Below are 20919 nucleotides of genomic sequence, written 5' to 3'. Positions count from 1 at the left end.
GACGTACGTCCGTACGGGGTGCTTTTCGGCCCGTCATTTGCCTCCGGCAGGGGGTCGATGGCGGGCCTTCTGGCTTATTCTGGATTCTCCGAAAATCCGTCAACTCCTGCATATTCGTAGGTGAGTTCGACGATCGGGGGACGCATGACCCAGTCCGGTCCACATGACTCCCGCACGGAGGCCACGAGGCTGCTGTGCGCGGGTGTCTATCTCGACGCGGACTTCCGCCGCCGCGTCATCGAAGAGCTGGTGGAACACGAGGAAAGACCCATCGCGCCGTCGCTCGGCATCGACGTCGTGCCGGTGCTCGCCCACGCCTTAAGAGCCCGCGGGCAGGAGGTGCTGACCGCGCTCCTCCTGCTCGCTCTGTGGGTCGCCTTCTTCGCCGTCGACCTGACCACCGGCACCGGCGGGGTGCTGGGGGTGCCGGGGATGTGGGCGGCCATGTACGCCGTGGTCTGCCTGGGCGCCTGGGGCGCGCGGGCCGCCGCCGGGCGCGGGACGGCGGTGTACGTCGTCGACAAGTCGACCCTCCGCCAGGCCCTCAAGGGCAGCGGCGGCCTCAAGAGGCTGCTGCCGGTCGCCCCGCCCGTGCTCATGATCGGCTATTGGCTGCTCGCCGTCGTCGTGCTGTTCCAGGGCGGCGACGACTGGACGGCCGTGCTCTTCCCGCTGCTGCTGGTCCTTCCGGTGTGGCTGCACCGCTCGCGGGTCGCGGCCGTCATGCGGATGGAGCTGGGCCGTGAGGCCTTCCTGCACCGGCCCCGGGCCGTGCCGGCCGGACGCTACCGGCGCATCGGGGCCTCCATCGACCGCGAGCAGTACGCGGGGCTGACGATCTACGACCCCTTCCGGCCCTTCATCGGCATGGGCAGGCCGTACGAGCCGTGGTCGTTCGCCCTGGAGCTCAAGCGCAAGGGGCTCGCCAAGACCGACGACGACGAACCGTTCACGGGCCGCACGGTCGTGGAGCTGATCCGGCCCCGGCTGGAGGCGCTGCGCGACTCGGCCGCCGAGACCAGCCGCGACCGGCTCAAGGACCTGGAGGTCGAGGAGTTCGTCTATCTGCCCGTCGGCCCGCAGCGGCCCGCCGTGCGGTACGACGAGCCGACCGTCCAGGCGCACTTGCGGGAATCCGTCGACGAGGGCGGCGAGGCGCGGCGGCACTTCCTGCGGGTGCGGGTCGGTGCGTGGGACGAGCAGATCGTGGTGTCCGTGCTGGTCAGGGTGCACACCCAGGGCGGGATGCTGGTGCTGGAAGTGGTGCCGCACGTCCTGACGCCGATCAGTCCGGAGTTCCGCGCGGTCGATGTGATCGCGGCGCGCGGCGAGGAGGACATCCTGCGCGACGGCGCGCGGGCGCTGCTGACCGGGCCCGCCGCCGGCTTCGCCGCGGCCGTCTCGGCGGTCCGCACGGGCATCACGCTCTTCCGGACGTGGCTGGCCGACCCGCGGCGCGCGGTGCCGGACGGCCCGGCGGGGTCGGTGCGGGAGCTGGCCGGGGTGCGCAGCGTCTCGCTGTTCCAGGAGATGGACATCAGCCGCTACGTGAAGACGGTCCAGGACCGGATCGCGAGCGGTGTGCGGGACGCGCTGCGTTCCAAGGGGTATGAGACCGATCAGTTCGAGCAGCAGATCGTGCAGGTCAGCGAGGGCGGTGTCTTCATCGGCTCGATGAGCGGCGGTGCGGTGGCCACGGGCAGTGGCGCGCAGGCCAAGCACGCGACGGGAGGCGTCGGGGGATGACGGACGAACAGCGCGAGCAGCGTGCGCGCGAGGGACGCGGGAAGGCCGGCGGGGTGGCTGTGGGGCGGTTCTCCGGTGGCGCCATCGCCACCGGTGACGGCTCCCGTGCCGAGGACCGGTCGGAGCGTGTCGGGCAGGGCGCCGAGCGCGGGACGGGCCCTGTGGCCGTACCGCTGTCGGTGCCGGAGGACGGCGGGGTGGCCGTCGGGGAGATGACGGGCGGCGCGGTCGCCACGGGACCCGACGCCGAAGCGGTGGACTCCTCCCGGCAGTTGCTGTCCGCGTCACCGGAACTGCTGGCGGCCGTCCGGCTGCTGCGGCAGCAGTTGCCGCTGCTCGCACGGGCGGAGGGCGACGGGCTCGACGGCTGCGACGGGCAGTTGGCGGAGTTGGAGGAGGAGGTGGTGCGGACCGGCCGGGCCGAGCGCGGGCGGCTGGTCCGGCTGCGAGCGCTGCTGACCGGCGGAGCCACGACCGCCGGGGGACTGGCGTCGGCCATAGCCGTCGTCCAGGCGATCAGCGGGCTGCTCGGGTGAGGGGGCGGGGAACATGAGTTATTGGGACGCGGACCGGCAGCAATGGGTCGAGGGCTTACCGCCCACGCCGCTGCCGGCCCGCCCTGCGCGCCGGCCTTCGCCGGAGGCGGAGACCGAGACCGGGATGGGGCCGGTCCCCCCGGACGGGCTGCCCCCGGAGGAGCCGTACTACCCGGACGAGCCGGACGACCTGCCCAGAGGCCCCTCGCACGCGTCGATCCTGGCCGGGGTGATGGCCGGGGTGCTGCTGGCGGGCGGGATCGGCATCGGGGCCTGGGCGCTGCTGCGGGACGACGACGGCGACGATTCCCCGTCCGGTGATCCCGTGCCCAGCCTGAGCGCCCCGGAGACGCCGGGCCCGACGCCCTACGGTTCGAGCGTGACCGGGGGCACCACTACGGGGGGCACCACGACGGGCGGCACCGGTGGCTATCCGTACACCCCGTCGCCGACGACGCCCGGCACCCTGTCGGGCAGCGGAGCACCGCCCGGGTATCTGCGCACCGACGACCCGGCCGGGTTCCGCCTCGACGTGCCCCGGGACTGGCGGCGCAGCACGGAGGGCGCCAGCGTCTTCTACAAGACCCCGGACAACAAGAGCCTGATCCAGGTCTTCACGCTGAACGGCCCGGAGGGCACCCCGTACGAATCGCTGGTGGCGACCGAGAAGACGGTCTCCAAGAACAAGGACTACCGACGGCTGAGCCTGGCAAGGGTCAGCGGGAGGGTGGGTGACACGGCGGAGCTGGAGTACTCCTACGAGCGGGACGACGGCACCGTGCGGCACATCATCATCCACGCCTTCACCGGGCCCGACCGGCGGCAGTACGCGCTGCTGGTCGCCGGGCCCGTGTACGCCTGGGACGCGCACCTGGAGATCTTCAAGGTGCTCCTGGGGTCGTTCTGTCCGGCCGGGTACTGCCCGGCGTAGCTCACGGAGTGACCCGGGGCGGTGACGCAGCGTCCCTGCTCACGTGACTCGGGTCACTCTTTGTGAAAGAAGTGGCATAGGTTTTGCCCTTCCGGTTAGGGGCGTCCCGTTGCCGAGTCCGACTTTGCTCGGCCGGTAACGGGACGTTTCGGAAATCGGAAGGCAGAAGAGACATGTCGTCAGTCGAGACCATCCATGTGGACGGGGCGTGGCGCGCCGCCGCGTCCGGCGCGCAGCGGGAGGTCCTCGACCCCGCAGACGCCAAGACACTCGCCGTGGTGTCCGAGGGCGGCGCCGAGGACACCGACGCGGCCGTCGCCGCGGCCCGGCGCGCGTTCGACTCCGGCCCCTGGCCGCACACGCCCGTCGCCGAGCGCGCCGCGCTGCTGCGACGCGTGGCCGACCTCCTCCAGCGCGACCGCGAGACCATCGCGCTGACCGAGAGCCGTGACACCGGCAAGACCCTCGAAGAGGGCCGCACCGACGTCGACTGTGTCGCCGACGCCTTCCGCTACTTCGCCGACCTCGTCGTGGGCGAGGGCCCCGGGCGCGTCGTCGACGCGGGCACCGCCGACGTCCACAGCGTCGTCGTGCACGAGCCGGTCGGTGTCTGCGCGCTGATCACCCCCTGGAACTACCCGCTCCTCCAGGCCAGTTGGAAGATCGCCCCGGCGCTCGCCGCGGGCAACACCTTCGTCATCAAGCCCAGCGAGGTCACCCCGCTGACCACCGTGCAGCTGATCCGGCTGCTGGTCGAGGCGGGCCTGCCCGCCGGCGTCGCGAACCTCGTCACCGGCGCGGGCGACCCGGTCGGTGCCCGTCTCTCCGAGCACCCGGACGTCGACCTCGTCTCCTTCACCGGCGGACTGGCCAGCGGCACCAAGGTCATGCAGGCCGCCGCGCCGACCGTGAAGAAGGTCGCCCTCGAACTCGGCGGCAAGAACCCCAACGTCGTCTTCGCCGACGCCTGCGCCACCGACGAGGACTTCGACACCGCCGTCGACCAGGCCCTCAACGCCGCGTTCATCCACAGCGGCCAGGTCTGCTCGGCCGGCTCCCGCCTCATCGTCGAGGAGTCCGTCAGCGAGCGCTTCGTCGCCGAACTCGCCCGCCGCGCCGAGAAGATCAAGCTCGGCCGGGGCACCGCGGACGGCGTCGAGTGCGGCCCGCTCGTCTCCGCGCAGCAGCTCGACAAGACCGAGGCGTACGTCGCCTCCGCGCTGGCCGAGGGCGCCGCGCTGCGCTGCGGCGGGGCCCAGCCCGAGCCGAACGCCGTCCGCCCGGCGGCCGGTTACTTCTACTCGCCGACCGTCCTGGACCGCTGCGACCGCACGATGAAGGTCGTCCGCGAGGAGACCTTCGGCCCCATCCTCACCGTGGAGACCTTCCGCACCGAGGACGAGGCCGTCGCGCTCGCCAACGACACCGAGTACGGGCTCGCGGGCGCCGTCTGGACGAAGGACGCGGGCCGCGCGCGCCGCGTCGCCGGCCGGCTGCGCCACGGCACCGTATGGATCAACGACTTCCACCCCTACCTGCCGCAGGCGGAGTGGGGCGGCTTCGGCAAGTCCGGCATCGGGCGCGAGCTGGGGCCGTCCGGACTGGCCGAGTACCGCGAGGCCAAGCACATCTACCAGAACCTCGCACCGAAGCCGGTGCGCTGGTTCGGAGGCTGAGCCCCCGCGCAGCCGGTCGGTGACACCGACGGCCGACGACCGAAGCCACCGCCCGACCGGGCCGGTGCCGTACGAGCGAAGAACTTTCCCGCCCCCGAGGAGTACCCCCCATGCCCCCCGCAGTTGAGAAGATCACCGCCGACTACGTCGTCGTCGGTGGTGGCACCGCCGGATCGGTGATCGCCTCCCGGCTCGCCGAGGACCCGGGCCTCTCCGTGGTCGTGATCGAAGGCGGCCCGTCCGACGTCGACCGTCCCGAGGTGCTGACCCTGCGCCGCTGGCTCGGTCTGCTCGGCGGCGAGCTGGACTACGACTATCCGACGACCGAGCAGCCGCGCGGCAACTCCCACATCCGGCACAGCCGGGCGCGGGTGCTCGGCGGGTGCTCCTCGCACAACACCCTGATCTCCTTCAAGCCGCTGCCCGGCGACTGGGACGAGTGGGCCACCGCCGGGGCCGAGGGCTGGGACGCGGAGTCGATGGACCCGTACTTCGCCCGGCTGCGCAACAACATCGTGCCGGTGGACGAGAAGGACCGTAATGCCATCGCCCGCGACTTCGTCGAGGCCGCCCAGGCGGCGGTCGACGTGCCGCGCGTGGAGGGCTTCAACAAGAAGCCCTTCCACGAGGGCGTCGGCTTCTTCGACCTCGCGTACCACCCGGAGAACAACAAGCGTTCCTCCGCGTCCGTCGCCTACCTCCACCCCCACATGGAGGCCGGTGACCGCCCCAACCTCCGCATCCTGCTGGAGACCTGGGCGTACGAGCTGGTCCTGGACGGCACCCGGGCCACCGGCGTGCGGGTCCGCACCGCGGACGGCACCGAGATGATCGTCGAGGCGGACCGGGAGGTCCTGCTGTGCGCCGGCGCGGTGGACACCCCGCGACTGCTGCTGCACTCCGGCATCGGCCCCCAGGCCGACCTGGAGGCGCTGGGCATCCCCGTGAAGCACGACCTGCCGGGCGTGGGCGAGAACCTGCTCGACCACCCCGAGTCCGTCATCGTCTGGGAGACCGACGGGCCGATCCCCGAGAACTCGGCGATGGACTCCGACGCGGGCCTCTTCATCCGCCGCGACCCGGCGGCCGACGGACCCGACCTGATGTTCCACTTCTATCAAATCCCGTTCACCGACAACCCCGAGCGGCTCGGCTACGAGAAGCCCGAGCACGGCGTGTCGATGACCCCGAACATCCCCAAGCCGCACAGCCGCGGCCGGCTGTACCTGACCAGCGCCGACCCGGCCGTCAAGCCCGCCCTCGACTTCCGCTACTTCACGGACGAGGACGACTACGACGCCCGTACGCTCGTCGACGGCATCAAGATCGCCCGGGAGATCGCCAAGGCCGAGCCGCTCGCGAAGTGGCTCAAGCGCGAGGTGTGCCCCGGTCCGGAGATCACCTCGGACGAGGAGATCAGTGAGTACGCGCGGAAGGTCGCGCACACGGTCTACCACCCGGCGGGCACCTGCCGCATGGGCGCTGTCACCGACGAACTCGCCGTGGTAGACCCCCAGTTGAGGATTCGCGGCCTCGACGGCGTACGCATAGCCGACGCGTCCGTCTTCCCGACGATGCCCGCGGTGAACCCGATGATCGGAGTACTGATGGTGGGGGAGAAGTGCGCCGAACTGCTCGGTGCGGCCACGAGCCTAGGTGGTGATGCGTGATGAGCGCTGACGGTACACAGACCATGGAGGCCGGCAGCAGCACCGAGGCCCCGCCCGTCTTCTCCGTGCGCAACCTGTGGAAGGTCTTCGGTCCGAAGGCCGACCGCGTCCCGGACGGCCCGCTGGCCGAACTGTCGCCCGACGACCTGCGCAAGGAAGCCGGCTGCACGGTCGCCGTCCGCGACGTCTCCTTCGACGTCCGGCAGGGCGAGGTGTTCGTCGTCATGGGCCTGTCCGGCTCGGGCAAGTCCACCCTCGTCCGCTGTCTGACCCGGCTCATCGAGCCGACCTCCGGCGCCATCGCCATCGACGGCGAGGACGTCGTCGGCATGGACCGCGGCCGACTGCGCGACCTGCGCCGGCACCGCGCCGCCATGGTCTTCCAGCACTTCGGGCTCCTCCCGCACCGCACGGTCCTCGACAACGTCGCCTACGGCCTGGAGATCCAGGGCGTGGGCAAGGCCGAACGCCGCGCCAAGGCCATGGAGATGGTCGAGAAGGTCGGCCTCGCCGGCCTGGAGGGCCGCCGCCCCACCCAGCTCTCCGGCGGACAGCAGCAGCGCGTCGGCCTGGCCCGCGCACTGGCCGCCGACCCCGAAGTCCTGCTGTTCGACGAGCCGTTCAGCGCGCTCGACCCGATGATCCGCCGGGACATGCAGGAAGAGGTCGTCCGCCTGCACGAGGACGAGGGCCGCACGATGGTCTTCATCACCCACGACCTGTCGGAGGCGCTGCGCGTCGGCGACCGCATCGCGCTGATGCGCGGCGGCCGGATCGTGCAGTGCGGCACCCCCGAGGAGATCGTCGGCTCCCCGGCCGACGACTACGTCCGCGAGTTCGTCCGGGACGTCCCCCGCGAGCAGGTCATCACCGTCCGCCGCGCGATGCGCCCCGCCACCGGCGGCGAGGCCGAGTCGGGCCCCGCCCTGGCCCCCGCCACGACGGTCGCCGACGCGATCGAGGCCGTGGCCCGCACCGGCTCCCCGGCCCGCGTGGTGGACGAGGGCCGCTGCCTGGGCGTCGTCGACCACAAGAGCCTGCTGCGCGTCGTCGCCGGGCTGGACCGAGTGGAGAGGGCGGCGGCATGAGCGTAGGTACGTATCGCACGACGGCCCCGGCGGCCCCGCTCGCGGTGGCGCGCCCCACGGCCCGTCCCGCCCGACCGGACGGGAGGCTCGCATGAGTGCCGCCACGTCTCCGGCGAAGCCGACCCCGTCGGCCAAGCCCGCAAAGCCCGCCATGCCCGCCCGTCCCGGCAAGACCGCCGCGCCCGCGCCCGGTAGAGCCACCGACGCCGATGCGTCGGCGGCCACGGACGGCCGCAGCCTCCTGACCCTTCTGAACCGCTACCGCGGCCTTCGCAAGCTCCTGCTGCTCGCGGTCGCCGCGGCGGTGCTCGTGCCGCTCGCCGACGCCCGTTGGGGCAGCGGCAGCTGGCCGGGCGCGCTGACGGTGGGCCTGGACGAGCCGCTCGGCAAGGTCAGCGACTGGATCATCGACAACCGGGACAGCCACTGGGTGTTCCTGTACTTCTTCGGCCACATCAGCAACGCCATCGTCACCTCCGTGCACGCCGTCTACGTCGTGCTGCTCGCCCTCGGCTGGGCGGGTGTGACGGCGGCCGCGACGCTCCTCGCCTGGCGGGTCGCCGGGGTCAAGGTCGCCGCGACCACCCTGGCGTCGCTCGCCGTGTGCGGGCTGCTGGACATGTGGGTGCCGACGATGCGGACGCTCGCGCTGATGGCCGTGGCCGTCGCCGCGTCCGTCGTCCTCGGCGCGCTGCTCGGCCTCGCCGGCGGCCTGTCGGACCGGATGTTCCGCGTACTGCGGCCCGTCCTCGACACCATGCAGGCGCTGCCCGCCTTCGCGTACCTGCTGCCCATCGTGCTGGTCTTCGGCATCGGCGTGGCCCCGGCCGTGCTGGCCACGGTCGTCTACGCGGCCCCGCCGATGGCGCGGCTCACCGCGCTGGGACTGCGCGGCACCGACAAGGGGGTGCTGGAGGCCGTGGCGTCGCTCGGCGCCACCGGGCGGCAGCGGCTGCTGACCGCACGGCTGCCGCTGGCCCGACGCGAGCTGCTGCTCGGCGTCAACCAGACCATCATGATGGCCCTGTCGATGGCCGTCATCGCCTCCGTCATCGGCGCCGACGGCCTCGGTGACCGCGTCTACCAGGCCCTGTCGACCGTGGACGTCGGCAGCGCCCTGGCCGCCGGCGTCCCGATCGTGCTGCTGGCGATCGTGCTGGACCGGACGACCGCCGCGGCCGGCGAGCGCGTGGGCACCGAGACCCAGGGGAAGGGCGGGCAGCGCTGGGCGCTGGTGGCGGTGGTCACCGCGGCCGTCGCCGTCCTCAGCCGTGCCATGGGCGCCCTCAGCTGGCCGGACGGCTGGACCGTGGCCATCGCGGCGCCGGTCAACGACGCCAAGGACTGGATGGTCGACCACCTCTACTCCGGCGTCCCCGGCATCGGCGGCACCGCCGACTGGGCCGCGCACTACACCGGCTGGGTCCTCGACCCGCTGCGCGACGGCCTCCAGGGCCTCCCCTGGTGGGGCGCGCTGCTGATCGTCGCCGCCCTCGCTTGGCTGATCGGCACTTGGCGCACCGCCCTGACCGCCGTTCTCGCGCTGGGCGCGATCGGTGTGCTCGGCCGCTGGGAAAGCTCCATGGACACCCTGTCGCAGGTGCTCGCGGCCGTCGCCGTGACGCTCGTCCTCGGCTTCGCCATCGCCGTCGGCGCCGCGCGCAGCCGCCGCACGGAGCGGGTGCTGCGCCCGGTCCTGGACGTCTTCCAGACGATGCCGCAGTTCGTGTACCTGATCCCCGTCGTCGCCCTGTTCGGCGTCGGCCGGGCACCGGCGGCGGCCGCCGCGATCGTCTACGCGCTGCCGGCCGTCGTCCGCATCACCAGCCAGGGCCTGCGCCAGGTGAACCCGGGCGCCATGGAGTCCGCCCGCTCGCTCGGCGCGACCAGCGGCCAGCAGTTGCGGCAGGTGCAGTTCCCGCTGGCCCGCCCGGAGCTGCTGCTCGCGGTCAACCAGGCCGTGGTGCTGGTGCTGTCCGTCGTCATCATCGGCGGTCTCGTCGGTGGCGGCGCCCTCGGCTACGAGGTCGTCTTCGGCCTCGCCCAGGGCGACCTGGCCACCGGGCTCATGGCGGGTGTCGCGATCGCCTGCCTGGGCCTGATGCTCGACAGGGTCACCCAGCCGACGAAGGCCCGCGCCGGAAAGGGGGCCTGACATGGCTCGTAAGCGCATCATCACCATCGGGGCCGCCCTCGCGGGCACCCTCGGACTCCTCGCCGCCACCGGCTGCGGGGCGGCCGACATGACCAAGCAGGCCTCGCCCTACGCCAACGCGGCCGGTGCGAAGACCGTGACCCTGTCCGTCCAGTCGTGGGTGGGCGCCCGCGCCAACACCGCCGTCGCCCAGTACCTGCTGGAGCACGAGCTGGGCTACCGCGTCGACACCGTCCAGGTCGACGAGGTGCCCGCCTGGGACGCGCTCAGCCAGGGCCGCGTCGACGCGATCATGGAGGACTGGGGCCACCCGGACCAGGAGCAGCGGTACGTCAAGGACAAGAAGACGATCGCGCCCGGCGGCGACCTCGGGGTCACCGGGCACATCGGCTGGTTCGTCCCCAAGTACTTCGCCGACGCCCACCCGGACGTCCTGGACTGGAGGAACCTCAACAAGTACGCGTCGCAGCTGCGCACGGGCGAGAGCGGCGGCAAGGGCCAGCTGCTCGACGGCTCCCCGTCGTACGTCACCAACGACAAGGCGCTCGTGAAGAACCTGAACCTGGACTACCAGGTCGTCTTCGCGGGCTCCGAGGCGGCGCAGATCACACAGATCAAGCAGTTCGCCAAGAAGAAGCAGCCGTTCCTCACCTATTGGTACGAGCCGCAGTGGCTCTTCAACGAGGTGCCCATGGTCGAGGTGAAGCTGCCGAAGTACACGGACGCGTGCGCGGAGAAGGGCACGGCCGATCCGGAGACGATCGACTGCGCCTATCCGACGTCGTCGCTGAAGAAGTACTTCAACGCGGAGTTCACGGAGAAGGGCGGCAAGGCGGCCCGTTTCCTGAAGAACTTCAGCTGGTCGAAGAAGGACCAGAACGAGGTCTCGCAGATGATCGCCGAGGACAAGCTCCCGGCGGAGGAGGCCGCGAAGCGGTGGGTGCAGCGGCACCCGGACGTGTGGAAGGCGTGGATTCCTTAAGGCTCTGGAATCTCTAGGGCTTGAGGAAGACCGAGGTGTCGAGGTCGAGGCTGAAGGGTTCGGGGAGGTGCAGTTTCTCCCCGAACGCCACGCGGTGCACGTCCCGGTAGCGGCCTTCACCGTCCGGGTTCGAGTGCACCGTGGTGTTCCCGTCACCGTCGTGCGGGTCCACGAGAAGGTAGATCGGCACCTGGGAGTGGGCGTAGCCCCAGACCTTGGGCCCGCGGTCGCGCCGGGCGGTCGACGGCGAGGTGATCTCGGCGGCGAGCAGCACGTCCTCGGCGGCGAACCGCCACTCGTCGGGGTCCCGGAGCAGCGCGTCCACGGGGCAGACGAGGAGGTCGGGGATGTACCTCTCGTCGGTGGCGGGGAGGAAGACGGTGGCGGTGTTGGTGACCGCCCAGTCATCCGGCGTGCCCTGGCCGATCAGGTGGTGCAGGCCGCTGTACAGCCAGTTGTGGAAGTTCGTGGGTGACGGTGAGATGACGATCTCCCCCCCGATGAGTTCCGCTCGATGGCCTTCGGGCACCTCCAGGTGCTCGTAGGCCTCGAGCAGGTGTGCCAGCTCGTGGTCGGGCAGCGGCGCCGTCATCGCGAGACCTCCCATGTCGGGCCCCCTTCTCTGGCCGTGGATACATGTGCCGGACTGCCATGAGGGGCTTGCCACCATGATGCGCCACGGGCCGGTGCCGGACATGAGAAATCGCCCCCCGCACGGGACAACGAGCGGGGAGGCGATCGGTCACACTATGCGTTTGTCGTTCGGCTGTGCCCGCCGTCAGGCCTCGTACAGCCCCGGCGTCATGCGGGTGGTGACGCCGATGCGGTTCCAGGCGTTGATGGTGGTGATGAGGGCGATGAGCTGGGCCAGTTCCTGCTCCTCGAACTGCGCGGCGGCCCGGTCGTAGACCGCGTCCGGGACGAAGCCGTCGGTGAGGACCGTGACGGCCTCGGTGAGGGCGATGGCCGCCTGCTCCTTCTCCGTGTAGTAGCCGGCCGCCTCCTCCCAGGCGTTGAGGAGGTAGATGCGCTCCTCCGTCATGCCCGCCTTCCGGGCGTCCTTGATGTGCATGTCGATGCAGAAGGCGCAGTGGTTGAGCTGCGATGCGCGGATCTTGACCAGCTCGATCAGGGTGGGGTCGAGGCCCTTGCGAGCGGCCATTTCCAGGCCGTACATCGCCTTCTGGACCTCGGGGGCCAGCTTGTGGAAGTGCATCCGGGGACCGTGGCTGTGGGGGGTGGCGTCGTTCGTCATACCCATGACACTACGGTCGGGTTAGCCCACGGGTATGGTCCATTTCCATGCGGGAATCATGGGCCACTTCTCAGGACGCCACACCGCCCCCCGGCGGCGCCGATCTGCATCTGGACCTCACCGGGCCGGGTGGCGTACGGGCCAATCTGATCCGTGCCCTGCGCGACGCCGTCCGTACGGGCCGCCTCGTGCCCGGCACCCGGTTGCCCTCCTCCCGCTCGCTCGCCGTCGACCTGGGGCTGGCCCGCAACACCGTCGCCGACGCGTACGGCGAGCTCGTCGCCGAGGGCTGGCTCACCGCCCGGCAGGGCTCCGGCACCCGCGTCGCCCGGCGCGCCGCGCCCCGCGCCCCGGAGCGCCGCCCCGCCCGGCCCCGGCCGCCCGCCCGCCCCACGTACGACCTGCGCACCAACTCGGCCGACGTCTCCGCCTTCCCCCGCGCAGCCTGGCTCTCCGCCGCCCGCCGCGCCTTGGCCAAGGCGCCGAACGAGGCGCTCGGCTACAGCGACGGCATGGGCCGCCCCGAGCTGCGGGCCGCACTCGCGGACTACCTCGCCCGGGCCCGGGGCGTCCGCACGGACCCGGACCGGATCGTGGTGTGCGCGGGTTATATGCAGGGGCTCGCCCTGCTCAGCAGGGTGCTGCGGCAGCGGGGGGTGCGCGAACTGGGCGTCGAGGAGTACGGGTTGTGGTTCCACCGGGACGTCATCGCCCGCGCCGGACTGCGGGGCCGGCCGCTGCCGGTCGACCAAGGAGGCGCCGACATCGGTGCGTTGGACGCGCACAAGAACGTACGGGCGGTGCTGCTCACCCCGGCCCATCAGTTCCCGACGGGCGCGCCGCTCCACCCCGACCGGCGTGCCGCCGTCGTCGACTGGGCCTCGCGCACCGGCGGGCTGATCCTGGAGGACGACTACGACGGCGAGTTCCGCTACGACAGACAGCCCGTCGGCTCCCTCCAGGGCCTGAGCCCCGAACACGTCGTCTACTGCGGCACGGCGAGCAAGTCCCTCGCCCCGGGCCTGCGGCTCGGCTGGCTCGTGCTGCCGGAACACCTGGTCGGTGACGTGCTGGCGCTCAAGCGCACGGGGGAGTGGGGGTCGGGCGTCCTCGACCAGCTCACGCTGGCGGAGTTCATCACCTCGGGCGCGTACGACCGTCACGTCCGCGCGATGCGGTTGCGCTACCGCCGCCGCCGCGACCAGATCGTGGCCGCCCTCGCCGAACACGCCCCGCACGTCCGCGTCACCGGCATCGCCGCCGGACTGCACGCCGTGCTCGAACTCCCGCCGGGCACGGAACGCACGGCCCTGCAGGCCGCCGCGTGGAACGGCCTCGCCCTGGAGGGCCTGAGCCGCTTCCGGCACGCCGACGCCCCCGGCGCGTCCGATGCCCCCGACGCCCTGGTCGTCGCCTACGGGACCGCAGCGGACCACGCCTTCCCGTCCGTCCTGGAAGCCCTCCTCCGCTCGCTGCCGCCGGGGTGAGCGGCGGTCGGCCAGGAAGCCTCACTGTCAGCGCCCTGTGTCATCATGCGGACGCGTCCCAGGGGAGTGGGCTGCGGACTACTGATGGCCAGGGGGTTGGGGATGGGCGCGGGTACGGAGCCGGACGGCTCGTCCAGGTCCGACGAGGAGTGGGAGCGGTTTCTGCGCGAGTCGGTGGCGGGTACCGCCGACGCGCCCAAGGAGCCGTCGGCGCGGGCCCGCGAGGTGGCGAAGCGGCTGCGCGCGGAGCCCGACCGCGGCCCGGAGGGCTGGCGCAGCTACACGCCCGCGCGGCCCAAGCGGCGCACGGGCTGGTACGTGGCCGGGCTGCTGGCCTCGCTGGTGCTGCTGGTGGTGGCACTCGCGCCGGGGCGGGTAGTGGACCTGTTCGCCGGCGACGACTCCGAATCCCCGGCGGAGGCGGCCCAACGCCCCACCATGGACGAGCCGTTCCGCGGGTCGCCGGCGGCGGGCTGGGCGAGCGGAGCGGCGGGGATCACCGTGCCGAAGGCCGGGGCGGTCGGCTGGATGAGCGCGGCCGAGGTCGAGCGGGCCCTCGCCCGCAGCCGGGACTTCCTCGTCGCGTCCGGCCTGGACCGCGGGGTGCTGCGGGGCGAGCGCCCCGAGAAGGCGATTGCACTGATCAACCCGCGGCAGAAGGACGTCCAAGAACTTCTGCACACCGCTTTCCGAACCCCGAGCGAGAAGAACGACCCCCTCCTCCTCTTCAGCCGCTTCCAGCCCTCCCGCACCCACCTGGTCGGCGACGTCGTGAAGACCCGGGGCCGGCTCACCTACCGGGAGGGCGAGCGCGGCGCGCTCCAGGTGACCGCCGATGTCACCTTCGTCTACCCGGTCACCCGCGCGGACGCGGGCGGCGACGACGAGATCGTGCGCACGATCGTCCGGCGCGAGCTGGTCCTGAGCTGGGACGACCCTGACAAGGTGATCACCGAGCCGGGCACGTTCTCGATCGTCTCGCACAAGTACGACATGACCAACGGCGGCTGCGGCGCCCCCACGGGCTACTTCACCCCGCCCTTCGGCACGGACCGCCGGGCGGACGAGGCGGGCGCGGAGGTCGACCCGTACGACCGCAGCGCGCCGGTCGGGCGGGGCGAGTCCTCCGGGGACGAGTGCAGGAGGGCGACGCGGTCCTGACGGCCGGTCGACTGCGTGAACCCACATCGTGCCCGACCGGTGGGGACGAGTTCCGCCGGACGCTTGGTGCGTCAGGTGACGAGTCGGGTCGCTGTGAGGGAGGCGGCGTGGGCGGGGCCCGGTCAGACCTTGGCAGTCCTGGTCAGGCCCTTCCCGTCGCGAGGACCTCGTGTGCGAGGGCCACCAGGTCGGGGACGGCCGGGTGGCCCGGGCCCTCGCGCCAGGCGAGGACGACGGGAACGGTCGGCGCGTCCGCGAGCGGGCGGTAGACCAGCGCGGGGTGCGTGTGGTTGCTCGGGGTGGCCGATGTGGAGACCCCGAGGGCGCGGCCCGCGGCGATGACGATGAGCCACTCGTCGGTGTTGGTCACCTCGATGGTCGCGACGGGTCGGGCACCCGGCGGCCACAGGTCCGTCGTCGTGGTGCCGGAGACGGTGTTGACGGCGATCGGACGGTCGACGAGGTCGGCCAGGGTGACCCGGGGGAGGGCCGCCAGCGGGCTGTCCGCCGGCATGACCACCACCCTCGTCTCCGACAGCAGCGGCTCCGTGCGGAGTCCGGGCGAGGTGACCGCGCCGCGCAGCAGGGCCGCGTCGACCCTGCCTTGCGTGAGGCCCGCCGTGCGGTCGTCGATGCGGAGGAGCTCCAGCGGAGTGCCGGGGTGCGTCTCGTCCCAGCGGCGCAGCAGCGGGATGGTGTGGTCGCCGAGCGCGGCCCAGGTGTGGCCGAGGCGCAGGGGCCAGCTTCGTAGCCCCTTGGGGTCGAGGGCGGTCTCGACGGCGGCGAGGGCCGCGGTGGCCTTGTCGCGGAAGGTGTGGCCCTCGGCGGTCAGTTCGAGGTGGTGGGTGGAGCGGTCGACGAGGCGGGCGCCCAGGTGGTCCTCGAGTTGGCGCAGGGTCCGGGAGAGGGCGGGCTGGCTCACGTGGAGGCGGGCTGCGGCGCGGGTGACGTTGCCCGCGTCGGCGATGGCGAGGAAGGCACGCAGGTGCCGCAGCTCGATGGTCATGCTTCAGGAGCATAACCGTGCCGCGATCGGCATTTCACACCGTGTAGTCGGATGCCTAGCGTGAAGGGCATGACATCCACGGTGCACAACTCGTCCGCGACGACGGCGGCCGCCACGCCTGTTCTCCTTCGCCACACCCCGGGGCGCGGCACCCTCGGCGGCGTCGGCCTGGTGCTGGCCGGGGCGGTGTCCGTCCAGTTCGGGTCGGCCTTCGCCGCGCTGCTGTTCCCCCGGGCCGGGGCGCTCGGCACGGTCGCGCTGCGGGTGACGTTCGCCGCGTTGCTGCTGCTGGTCGTCGCCCGGCCCCGGCTGCGCGGGTACGCGCGCGCCGACTGGGCGGTGGCCGGCGGGTTCGGCCTGGCTCTCGGCGGCATGAACATCCTCTTCTACCAGGCGATCGACCGTATCCCGCTGGGGGCGGCGGTCGCCGTCGAGGTGCTCGGCCCGCTGCTGCTGTCCGTCGTCGCCTCGCGTCGTGCCGCCGGCCTGCTGTGGGCCGCTCTCGCGCTGGCCGGAGTCTGCCTGCTGGGCCGCGGCGGCTTCAGCGAACTCAACGTCGCGGGCGTGTCCTTCGCGCTGGGCGCCGGGGCGATGTGGGCGGCGTACATCGTGCTCAGTGCCCGTGCGGGCGCCCGTTTCCCACGGCTGGACGGCCTGGCGGTCGCGATGGCCGTCGCCGCGCTGGTCAGCCTGCCGCTGGGCGTCGAGGCGTCGGGCGGGGCGCTGCTGGAGCCGGGGGTGCTCGGTCTGGGCCTGGCGATCGCGGTGATGAGCTCGGGTGTGCCCTACACCCTGGAACTGCTCGCCCTGCGGCGGCTGCCCGCGGCGACGTTCGCGGTGCTGACGAGTCTGTCACCGGCCCTTGCCGCGACGGCGGGCTATCTGGTGCTGGACCAGGGGCTGTCGCTGTCGCAGTGCGCCGCGATCGCGATGGTGGTCGCGGCGAGCGCGGGCGCGGTGCGGACGGGCGGGCGCTGAGCTTGTTCTTCGAGGCCGGCCCGGGCCGGCGACCTCTCGACGGTTCTGCCCACGTCGTAGCGGGTGGCGGGCTGCTCCCTACGCGTGCGGCGTGAGCCCCAACGACCGGACCAGGTCCAGCATTTCCGCGCGGTAGAGCTTCGCCGGGTCGTGGGTCAGGGGGCGGAGGTGGCCGTAGATCTCCAGGGCCACCAGGCCGTGCATCCGGCCCCAGACGCGGATGGCGAGCGCGACACCCGCGGGCGGGAGTTCGGGGAACCGGTCCCGGATGTCGGCGGCGAAGGCCGGCTGGAAGTCGGACCACAGGTGGCCGTCCGCCGCCTCCAGGTTCTCGGCGCGGGGCCAGGCACCGGCGACGAGGGAGGTCAGGCCCGCGCACGCGCGCTGCGCGGCTTCGGCGGCCGGGCCGCCCTCGGGGGGCTGGTAGCCGGTGACGGGGTCGCCGTAAATGAGCCGGAAACCCTCGGGGTTGGCGACGGACCAGGCGCGGAAGGCCTGCGCCCAGGCGAGGGTCCGGCCCGCCACGTCGTCGACGGGCAGCGGTGCGACGGCCGCCTCCGCCTGGTCGACGAGCGAGGTGTAGACGTCGGAGATCAGCGTCGTGACCAGGTCGTCCCGGGTCGGGTAGTAGCCGTAGATGGCTCCGGCCGTCATGCCCATCTCGCGGGCGATGGCGCGCAGCGAGATCGCGTCCGGCCCGCCCTCCGACATGAGCCGCAGCGCGATCGTCTTGATCTCCTGGGCGGTTTCCGCCCGGAGCCTGGCCCGTCGGTTCTGCGTCTGGTCTCCCACGATTGACACCTTACAGCGTTACGTTACTCTTCGCCGTGCTGATACTGAACACCGTGTAGTAATTCTACGTCGTGCACGAGAGGCTCGTAACGTGGCCGTTCCGCCGTCCCCGCTCTCTCCCTCCTCCCCGCATTCCCCCAGGCCAGGGCTTCGCCTGGCGCTGCTCGCCTTCACCCAGTTCCTCCTCGCCCTCGACTACAACATCGTTTACGTGGCGCTGCCCGGCATCAGTGAAGGGCTCGGGTTCACCGCCCAGTCCCTGCAATGGGTCGTCAGCGGCTACGCCATCGGCTTCGGCGGTTTCCTGCTGCTCGGCGGCCGGGCCGTCGACCGGCTCGGGCAGCGCCGCATGTTCATGCTCGGGCTCGCCGTCTTCGCCGCCGCCTGTGTCCTCGGCGGCCTCGCCACCGGCCCCTGGGCCCTCGTCGCCGCCCGCGCCGCGCAGGGGTTCGGCGCCGCGCTCGTCTCGCCCGCGACGCTCTCCCTCGTCAACACGGGCTTTGCCGAAGGGCCACAGCGCGTACGGGCCCTGTCCGTCTGGGCGGCGGGCGGCAGTGCCGGCCTGGCGGCGGGCGCGCTCCTCGGCGGGGTGCTGACCGAATACGGCGGGTGGCGCTGGGTGCTGTTCGTCATGGCCCCGCCCGCGCTGCTCGCCCTGCTCGCCGCGCCCCGTCTGCTCGACGCCGACCCCGGCCGGGCGTCCGCACGCGGCGGCTTCGACCTCCCCGGGACCGCCATCGCCACTTCGGGCTCGGTCCTGCTCGTCTTCGGCCTGGTCAGCGGCCCGGAAGCGGGCTGGTTGTCCTGGCGCGGCCTCGGCGCGTCAGCCATCGGCCTGGCCCTGCTCGCCCTCTTCGTCCTCGTCGAGCGCCGCACCCGCGACCCGCTCGTACCGCTGCGGCTCTTCGCCAACCGCAGCCTCGCCACGGCGCTGCTGGTGATCCTCGTCTTCCAGAGCGCCCTCGGCGGCGCGTACTACATCTTCACCACCTACCTCCAGGGCGGCCTGCACTACGACCCCCTCCGAGCGGGCCTCGCCTTCCTCCCCGTCACGGTGCTGTCCCTGGTGGCGGGCCTGAAGATCGGCCCCGCGCTGCTCGGCCGCTGGGGCATCCGCCGGACGCTCGTCACCGGCATGGTCCTCAACGGCCTCGGCATCGCGGCCCTCGCCGCGGGCATGTCGGCCGACGGATCGTTCTGGGCGGAGCTGCCCGGCATCGTCGTCTGGGGCATCGGCGGCGGCATGACCTTCCCCGCGATGTTCGTGGCCGCCTCCTCGGGGGTGGACGCGGCGGAGGCGGGCATCGCCTCCGCGCTCGCCACGACCTCGCAGCAGATCGGCGGCGCGGTGGGACTGGCCGTCCTGATCGCCGTCGCGGGCCTGGGCACCGGCGCTTCGGGCGCGGCCGACCCCGCCGACCTCGTCGCCGGGCTGCGCACGGCGGGCCTGGTCGCGGGCGCGGCGGCGGTCGCCGGAGCGGGCCTCGGACTCGCCCTGAAGCGGCCGGACGCACGCACGGTCGGGGAGCCCGTGCCTGCGCCCGCGCGTGAACTCGTGGACCAGGCCACGTCCGAGGGCTCATAGCGCGGGATCGCCGGGGAGATGCACAAGGGGGCGGGACGGGCCAAGCAGGGGCTCATACGGGCCGGACCTGTCCGCTCTGTGGAGACCGGGCTCTGCGTGGCGGAGCATGTCCGTGCCATCCCGGTGTGCCGTGTTCGGAAGGCCGCCGGGGCATCTCCGAGGGAGAGTCATGATGAAGAACTCGACCAAGGTCCGGACGCTCGCCACTGCGGGCGCGATGGTCCTCGCGATGCTCGCCGGCGCGGGCCCGGTGTCCGCGACGGACGGCACCTCGCCCAGCACCACACCGGGCAGCGCCCGGTCCGTCCCCGCCCCCATCAACGACGCCGGTCCGGCGGCGGGGACCTACACCAGCTTCGCCGGCTGTTCAGGTCAGGTGCACAAGGGGTACGAGCAAGGCAGCGGTACCGCGTACGCCAGAGGTCAGTTCTCACTCGGCACGAGCACCCGCGGATATGCCTGCTGGGGATGGCTGGAGCGCCGCAAAGACTCCAGCTCCGCATTCGAACGGGTCTCCGACTACCACACGGCAAGTGACAGCACGGGCTGGTACTACAGCCAGGATCCCGTCCAGTCCCGCGTCTGCATCGGCGACTTCCTCTACGCGAACTCGTACTCGTGCGTCGGGTATTGGTAAGCGGCCTTTGACATCCCGTCCCGGACGAGGGGCCCGGGCGGCCTCCCTATGCCGACCGCCCGGGGTTGGCCCGGGCGGCTGATCGCCGTGTTGTGCAGGTGCGGTGACGACAATCGTGACTTCTGACGCCACGGATCACGTGGTCAGCAGTGCCCGGGTCGGGGTGGCCAAGCCGGACCGGAGGATCTACGAGATCGCGGCTGAAGGGGCGGCGGCTGCGGGATCTCCGACGGCCTGATCATCGCGTACGGCACCCCCCGGCCACGCCTTCACGGCAGCCCTGGACGCGCTGTGGCGGGCGCTGCCGACGGGGTGAGCGGCGGCCGGTGCATGCGTTGTCCCGGTCGCCGCGGTCGCATCGGATGGGTGGGCGTCTACGGCCAACCGGATCAACTGCGAATGACACCCGACGGGCCGCGTCATTCCCTGTGACTACCGGAACCGAATCCGGAAGGCACAACACCCTGAAGGAGCTCCTGTGAGTGCAATACGCTTCTCCGCCGCCGTTACGACGGGAATGGCGGCGGTTCTTCTCGCCGCGGGCGTCGTCCACGCGGCGCCTGTCGACGGTCCCTCGGCTGTGGAACCCTGCTCCGTCGTGCAGAAGGAAGGGATCGACAGCCGTAACTGCGTCCAGAGCGCCCCGGAGGCAGGGCAAACGGGCGGAGACAAGCACAAGGGTTTCTCCGGGTACGAAGTTGTCATCCAGGACAACCTCCCGGTGCCCGCCAATAGCGTTGCCCAGGCAATCGTGCCCTGCCCGGCAGGCAAGAAGGCGATCGGCGGCGGCTTCCTCGGCTTCAACCAGTCGGTGAAGCCCTTCAGGTCGTTCCCCCAGGGAGGGGGCTTCACGGCGTGGATCGTGGCCGTTGAGAACGGCGGAGCCCTCCCCAGCGCCTTTGACGCCTACGCCATTTGTGCAAAGGTCGGTAACTGACCCAGCAGGCGTACGGCCCCACCAGGGCAGGGGACTGGACGCGGCGGCTGATGCCCCGTGCTCAGTCCCCACCGCTTCGGGCGGTGCATGCAACTCTCTTGGCGAACCAGATCTGTGGTCGGTGCACCGCCTGGTGGGTCGACGCTTCCGTCACGTGGGGGAACCGTAGGTCCCTCGCGCGGCGGAAGCGTCGACCCGGAGGCCTCACCTGGCGGTGGACGCGTCTCGCTCGTGCGGGCGACGTACGAGGGATCGCCGATCGCGAGGATCGAGGGGACAGCACGTCACCCCTTGAAT

Annotated in this window: 18 protein-coding genes and 1 pseudogene; 15 read left to right on the top strand and 4 right to left on the bottom strand. The window is 72.1% G+C overall.

Translation table 11 applies throughout. The annotated features are described in order from the left end of the window. The first annotated feature begins 144 nt into the window (after positions 1-144). The 8 genes from FHS38_RS11400 to FHS38_RS11365 all read left to right on the top strand — a co-directional run bounded on the left by FHS38_RS11400 (position 145) and on the right by FHS38_RS11365 (position 10784). Positions 145-1746, top strand: coding sequence for an AbeC-like domain-containing protein (locus FHS38_RS11400; protein ID WP_184733344.1), 1602 nt, complete (start codon positions 145-147; stop codon positions 1744-1746). Beyond that, a complete protein-coding gene (locus FHS38_RS11395) occupies positions 1743-2282 on the top strand; it encodes a hypothetical protein (RefSeq protein WP_184733343.1) in 540 nt (179 codons plus the stop codon). Before FHS38_RS11400 ends, FHS38_RS11395 begins: the two co-directional genes overlap by 4 nt. 13 nt (positions 2283-2295) lie before the next feature. Then, positions 2296-3213: a serine/threonine kinase C-terminal domain-containing protein gene (locus FHS38_RS11390; protein ID WP_184733342.1), complete on the top strand. Its 918-nt coding sequence runs from the start codon at positions 2296-2298 to the stop codon at positions 3211-3213. 173 nt (positions 3214-3386) lie between these two features. Next, the gene (locus FHS38_RS11385; RefSeq protein ID WP_184733341.1) at positions 3387-4889 is read left to right on the top strand and encodes an aldehyde dehydrogenase family protein; all 1503 of its coding nucleotides are present in this window, start codon (positions 3387-3389) and stop codon (positions 4887-4889) included. Between the two features lie 110 nt (positions 4890-4999). Beyond that, complete coding sequence (locus FHS38_RS11380) at positions 5000-6559, top strand: GMC family oxidoreductase (RefSeq protein ID WP_184733340.1); 1560 nt, start codon at positions 5000-5002, stop codon at positions 6557-6559. Beyond that, positions 6559-7647, top strand: coding sequence for a quaternary amine ABC transporter ATP-binding protein (locus FHS38_RS11375; RefSeq protein ID WP_184733339.1), 1089 nt, complete (start codon positions 6559-6561; stop codon positions 7645-7647). Before FHS38_RS11380 ends, FHS38_RS11375 begins: the two co-directional genes overlap by 1 nt. A 151-nt stretch (positions 7648-7798) precedes the next feature. Beyond that, positions 7799-9802, top strand: coding sequence for an ABC transporter permease (locus FHS38_RS11370; RefSeq protein WP_184733428.1), 2004 nt, complete (start codon positions 7799-7801; stop codon positions 9800-9802). Between the two features lies 1 nt (position 9803). Further along, a complete protein-coding gene (locus FHS38_RS11365; RefSeq protein ID WP_184733338.1) occupies positions 9804-10784 on the top strand; it encodes an ABC transporter substrate-binding protein in 981 nt (326 codons plus the stop codon). A gap of 13 nt (positions 10785-10797) precedes the next feature. Here the strand turns inward: FHS38_RS11365 and FHS38_RS11360 are convergent, their stop codons facing one another. Together FHS38_RS11360 and FHS38_RS11355 are read right to left on the bottom strand one after the other, a co-directional pair. After that, positions 10798-11391, bottom strand: a complete 594-nt coding sequence (locus FHS38_RS11360; protein WP_184733337.1) for a Uma2 family endonuclease — start codon at positions 11389-11391, stop codon at positions 10798-10800. Positions 11392-11562: 171 nt separating this feature from the next. Beyond that, entirely contained in the window at positions 11563-12039 is a 477-nt protein-coding gene (locus FHS38_RS11355; protein ID WP_229822197.1) for a carboxymuconolactone decarboxylase family protein, read from the bottom strand. Positions 12040-12086: 47 nt separating this feature from the next. Here FHS38_RS11355 and pdxR point away from each other — a divergent pair, with 47 nt between their 5' ends. Together pdxR and FHS38_RS11345 are read left to right on the top strand one after the other, a co-directional pair. Beyond that, on the top strand, positions 12087-13526 hold the full coding sequence (gene pdxR / locus FHS38_RS11350; RefSeq protein WP_184733335.1) for a MocR-like pyridoxine biosynthesis transcription factor PdxR: 1440 nt from the start codon (positions 12087-12089) through the stop codon (positions 13524-13526). A 102-nt stretch (positions 13527-13628) separates the two neighbouring features. Beyond that, positions 13629-14687, top strand: a complete 1059-nt coding sequence (locus FHS38_RS11345) for a hypothetical protein (RefSeq protein WP_184733334.1) — start codon at positions 13629-13631, stop codon at positions 14685-14687. 142 nt (positions 14688-14829) lie between these two features. Here FHS38_RS11345 and FHS38_RS11340 read toward each other — a convergent pair whose 3' ends face one another. Beyond that, positions 14830-15693, bottom strand: a complete 864-nt coding sequence (locus FHS38_RS11340) for a LysR family transcriptional regulator (protein ID WP_184733333.1) — start codon at positions 15691-15693, stop codon at positions 14830-14832. Between the two features lie 69 nt (positions 15694-15762). Between FHS38_RS11340 and FHS38_RS11335 the strand changes: the two genes are divergently transcribed. Then, the gene (locus tag FHS38_RS11335; RefSeq protein WP_184733332.1) at positions 15763-16671 is read left to right on the top strand and encodes an EamA family transporter; all 909 of its coding nucleotides are present in this window, start codon (positions 15763-15765) and stop codon (positions 16669-16671) included. 78 nt (positions 16672-16749) lie between these two features. On the opposite strand, the gene FHS38_RS11330 is transcribed toward FHS38_RS11335, so the two are convergent. Further along, positions 16750-17463 (bottom strand): TetR/AcrR family transcriptional regulator, encoded by a 714-nt coding sequence (locus FHS38_RS11330; RefSeq protein ID WP_184733331.1) that lies wholly within the window; start codon positions 17461-17463, stop codon positions 16750-16752. Positions 17464-17554: 91 nt separating this feature from the next. Here FHS38_RS11330 and FHS38_RS11325 point away from each other — a divergent pair, with 91 nt between their 5' ends. From FHS38_RS11325 to FHS38_RS11315, 4 genes and pseudogenes are all read left to right on the top strand, one after another. Next, positions 17555-19048, top strand: coding sequence for an MFS transporter (locus FHS38_RS11325; RefSeq protein ID WP_184733330.1), 1494 nt, complete (start codon positions 17555-17557; stop codon positions 19046-19048). Positions 19049-19217: 169 nt separating this feature from the next. After that, positions 19218-19685, top strand: a complete 468-nt coding sequence (locus FHS38_RS11320) for a hypothetical protein (protein WP_184733329.1) — start codon at positions 19218-19220, stop codon at positions 19683-19685. A 121-nt stretch (positions 19686-19806) separates the two neighbouring features. Next, positions 19807-19905 (top strand): annotated as a pseudogene (locus tag FHS38_RS36315) (HAD family phosphatase); the annotation flags it as partial. 258 nt (positions 19906-20163) lie between these two features. Further along, complete coding sequence (locus tag FHS38_RS11315) at positions 20164-20622, top strand: hypothetical protein (RefSeq protein WP_184733328.1); 459 nt, start codon at positions 20164-20166, stop codon at positions 20620-20622. Positions 20623-20919 lie beyond the last annotated feature (297 nt).

Source organism: Streptomyces netropsis (genome assembly GCF_014203545.1).
GTDB classification, from domain to species: domain Bacteria; phylum Actinomycetota; class Actinomycetes; order Streptomycetales; family Streptomycetaceae; genus Streptomyces; species Streptomyces netropsis.
The sequence above is the reverse complement of the archived record's forward strand: the minus strand, read 5'-3'. Positions and strand labels throughout refer to the sequence as shown.

Bases quoted from the DNA above. Each gene is read 5' to 3' on its own strand.
- FHS38_RS11365 (WP_184733338.1), top strand. From the start codon at position 9,804: ATGGCTCGTAAGCGCATCATCACCATCGGGGCCGCCCTCGCGGGCACC.
- FHS38_RS11345 (WP_184733334.1), top strand. From the start codon at position 13,629: ATGGGCGCGGGTACGGAGCCGGACGGCTCGTCCAGGTCCGACGAGGAG.
- FHS38_RS11335 (WP_184733332.1), top strand. From the start codon at position 15,763: ATGACATCCACGGTGCACAACTCGTCCGCGACGACGGCGGCCGCCACG.
- FHS38_RS11385 (WP_184733341.1), top strand. From the start codon at position 3,387: ATGTCGTCAGTCGAGACCATCCATGTGGACGGGGCGTGGCGCGCCGCC.
- FHS38_RS11340 (WP_184733333.1), bottom strand. From the start codon at position 15,693: ATGACCATCGAGCTGCGGCACCTGCGTGCCTTCCTCGCCATCGCCGAC.
- FHS38_RS11395 (WP_184733343.1), top strand. From the start codon at position 1,743: ATGACGGACGAACAGCGCGAGCAGCGTGCGCGCGAGGGACGCGGGAAG.
- FHS38_RS11380 (WP_184733340.1), top strand. From the start codon at position 5,000: ATGCCCCCCGCAGTTGAGAAGATCACCGCCGACTACGTCGTCGTCGGT.
- pdxR (WP_184733335.1), top strand. From the start codon at position 12,087: ATGCGGGAATCATGGGCCACTTCTCAGGACGCCACACCGCCCCCCGGC.
- FHS38_RS11320 (WP_184733329.1), top strand. From the start codon at position 19,218: ATGATGAAGAACTCGACCAAGGTCCGGACGCTCGCCACTGCGGGCGCG.
- FHS38_RS11360 (WP_184733337.1), bottom strand. From the start codon at position 11,391: ATGGGAGGTCTCGCGATGACGGCGCCGCTGCCCGACCACGAGCTGGCA.
- FHS38_RS11355 (WP_229822197.1), bottom strand. From the start codon at position 12,039: ATGACGAACGACGCCACCCCCCACAGCCACGGTCCCCGGATGCACTTC.
- FHS38_RS11375 (WP_184733339.1), top strand. From the start codon at position 6,559: ATGAGCGCTGACGGTACACAGACCATGGAGGCCGGCAGCAGCACCGAG.
- FHS38_RS11370 (WP_184733428.1), top strand. From the start codon at position 7,799: ATGCCCGCCCGTCCCGGCAAGACCGCCGCGCCCGCGCCCGGTAGAGCC.
- FHS38_RS11390 (WP_184733342.1), top strand. From the start codon at position 2,296: ATGAGTTATTGGGACGCGGACCGGCAGCAATGGGTCGAGGGCTTACCG.
- FHS38_RS11400 (WP_184733344.1), top strand. From the start codon at position 145: ATGACCCAGTCCGGTCCACATGACTCCCGCACGGAGGCCACGAGGCTG.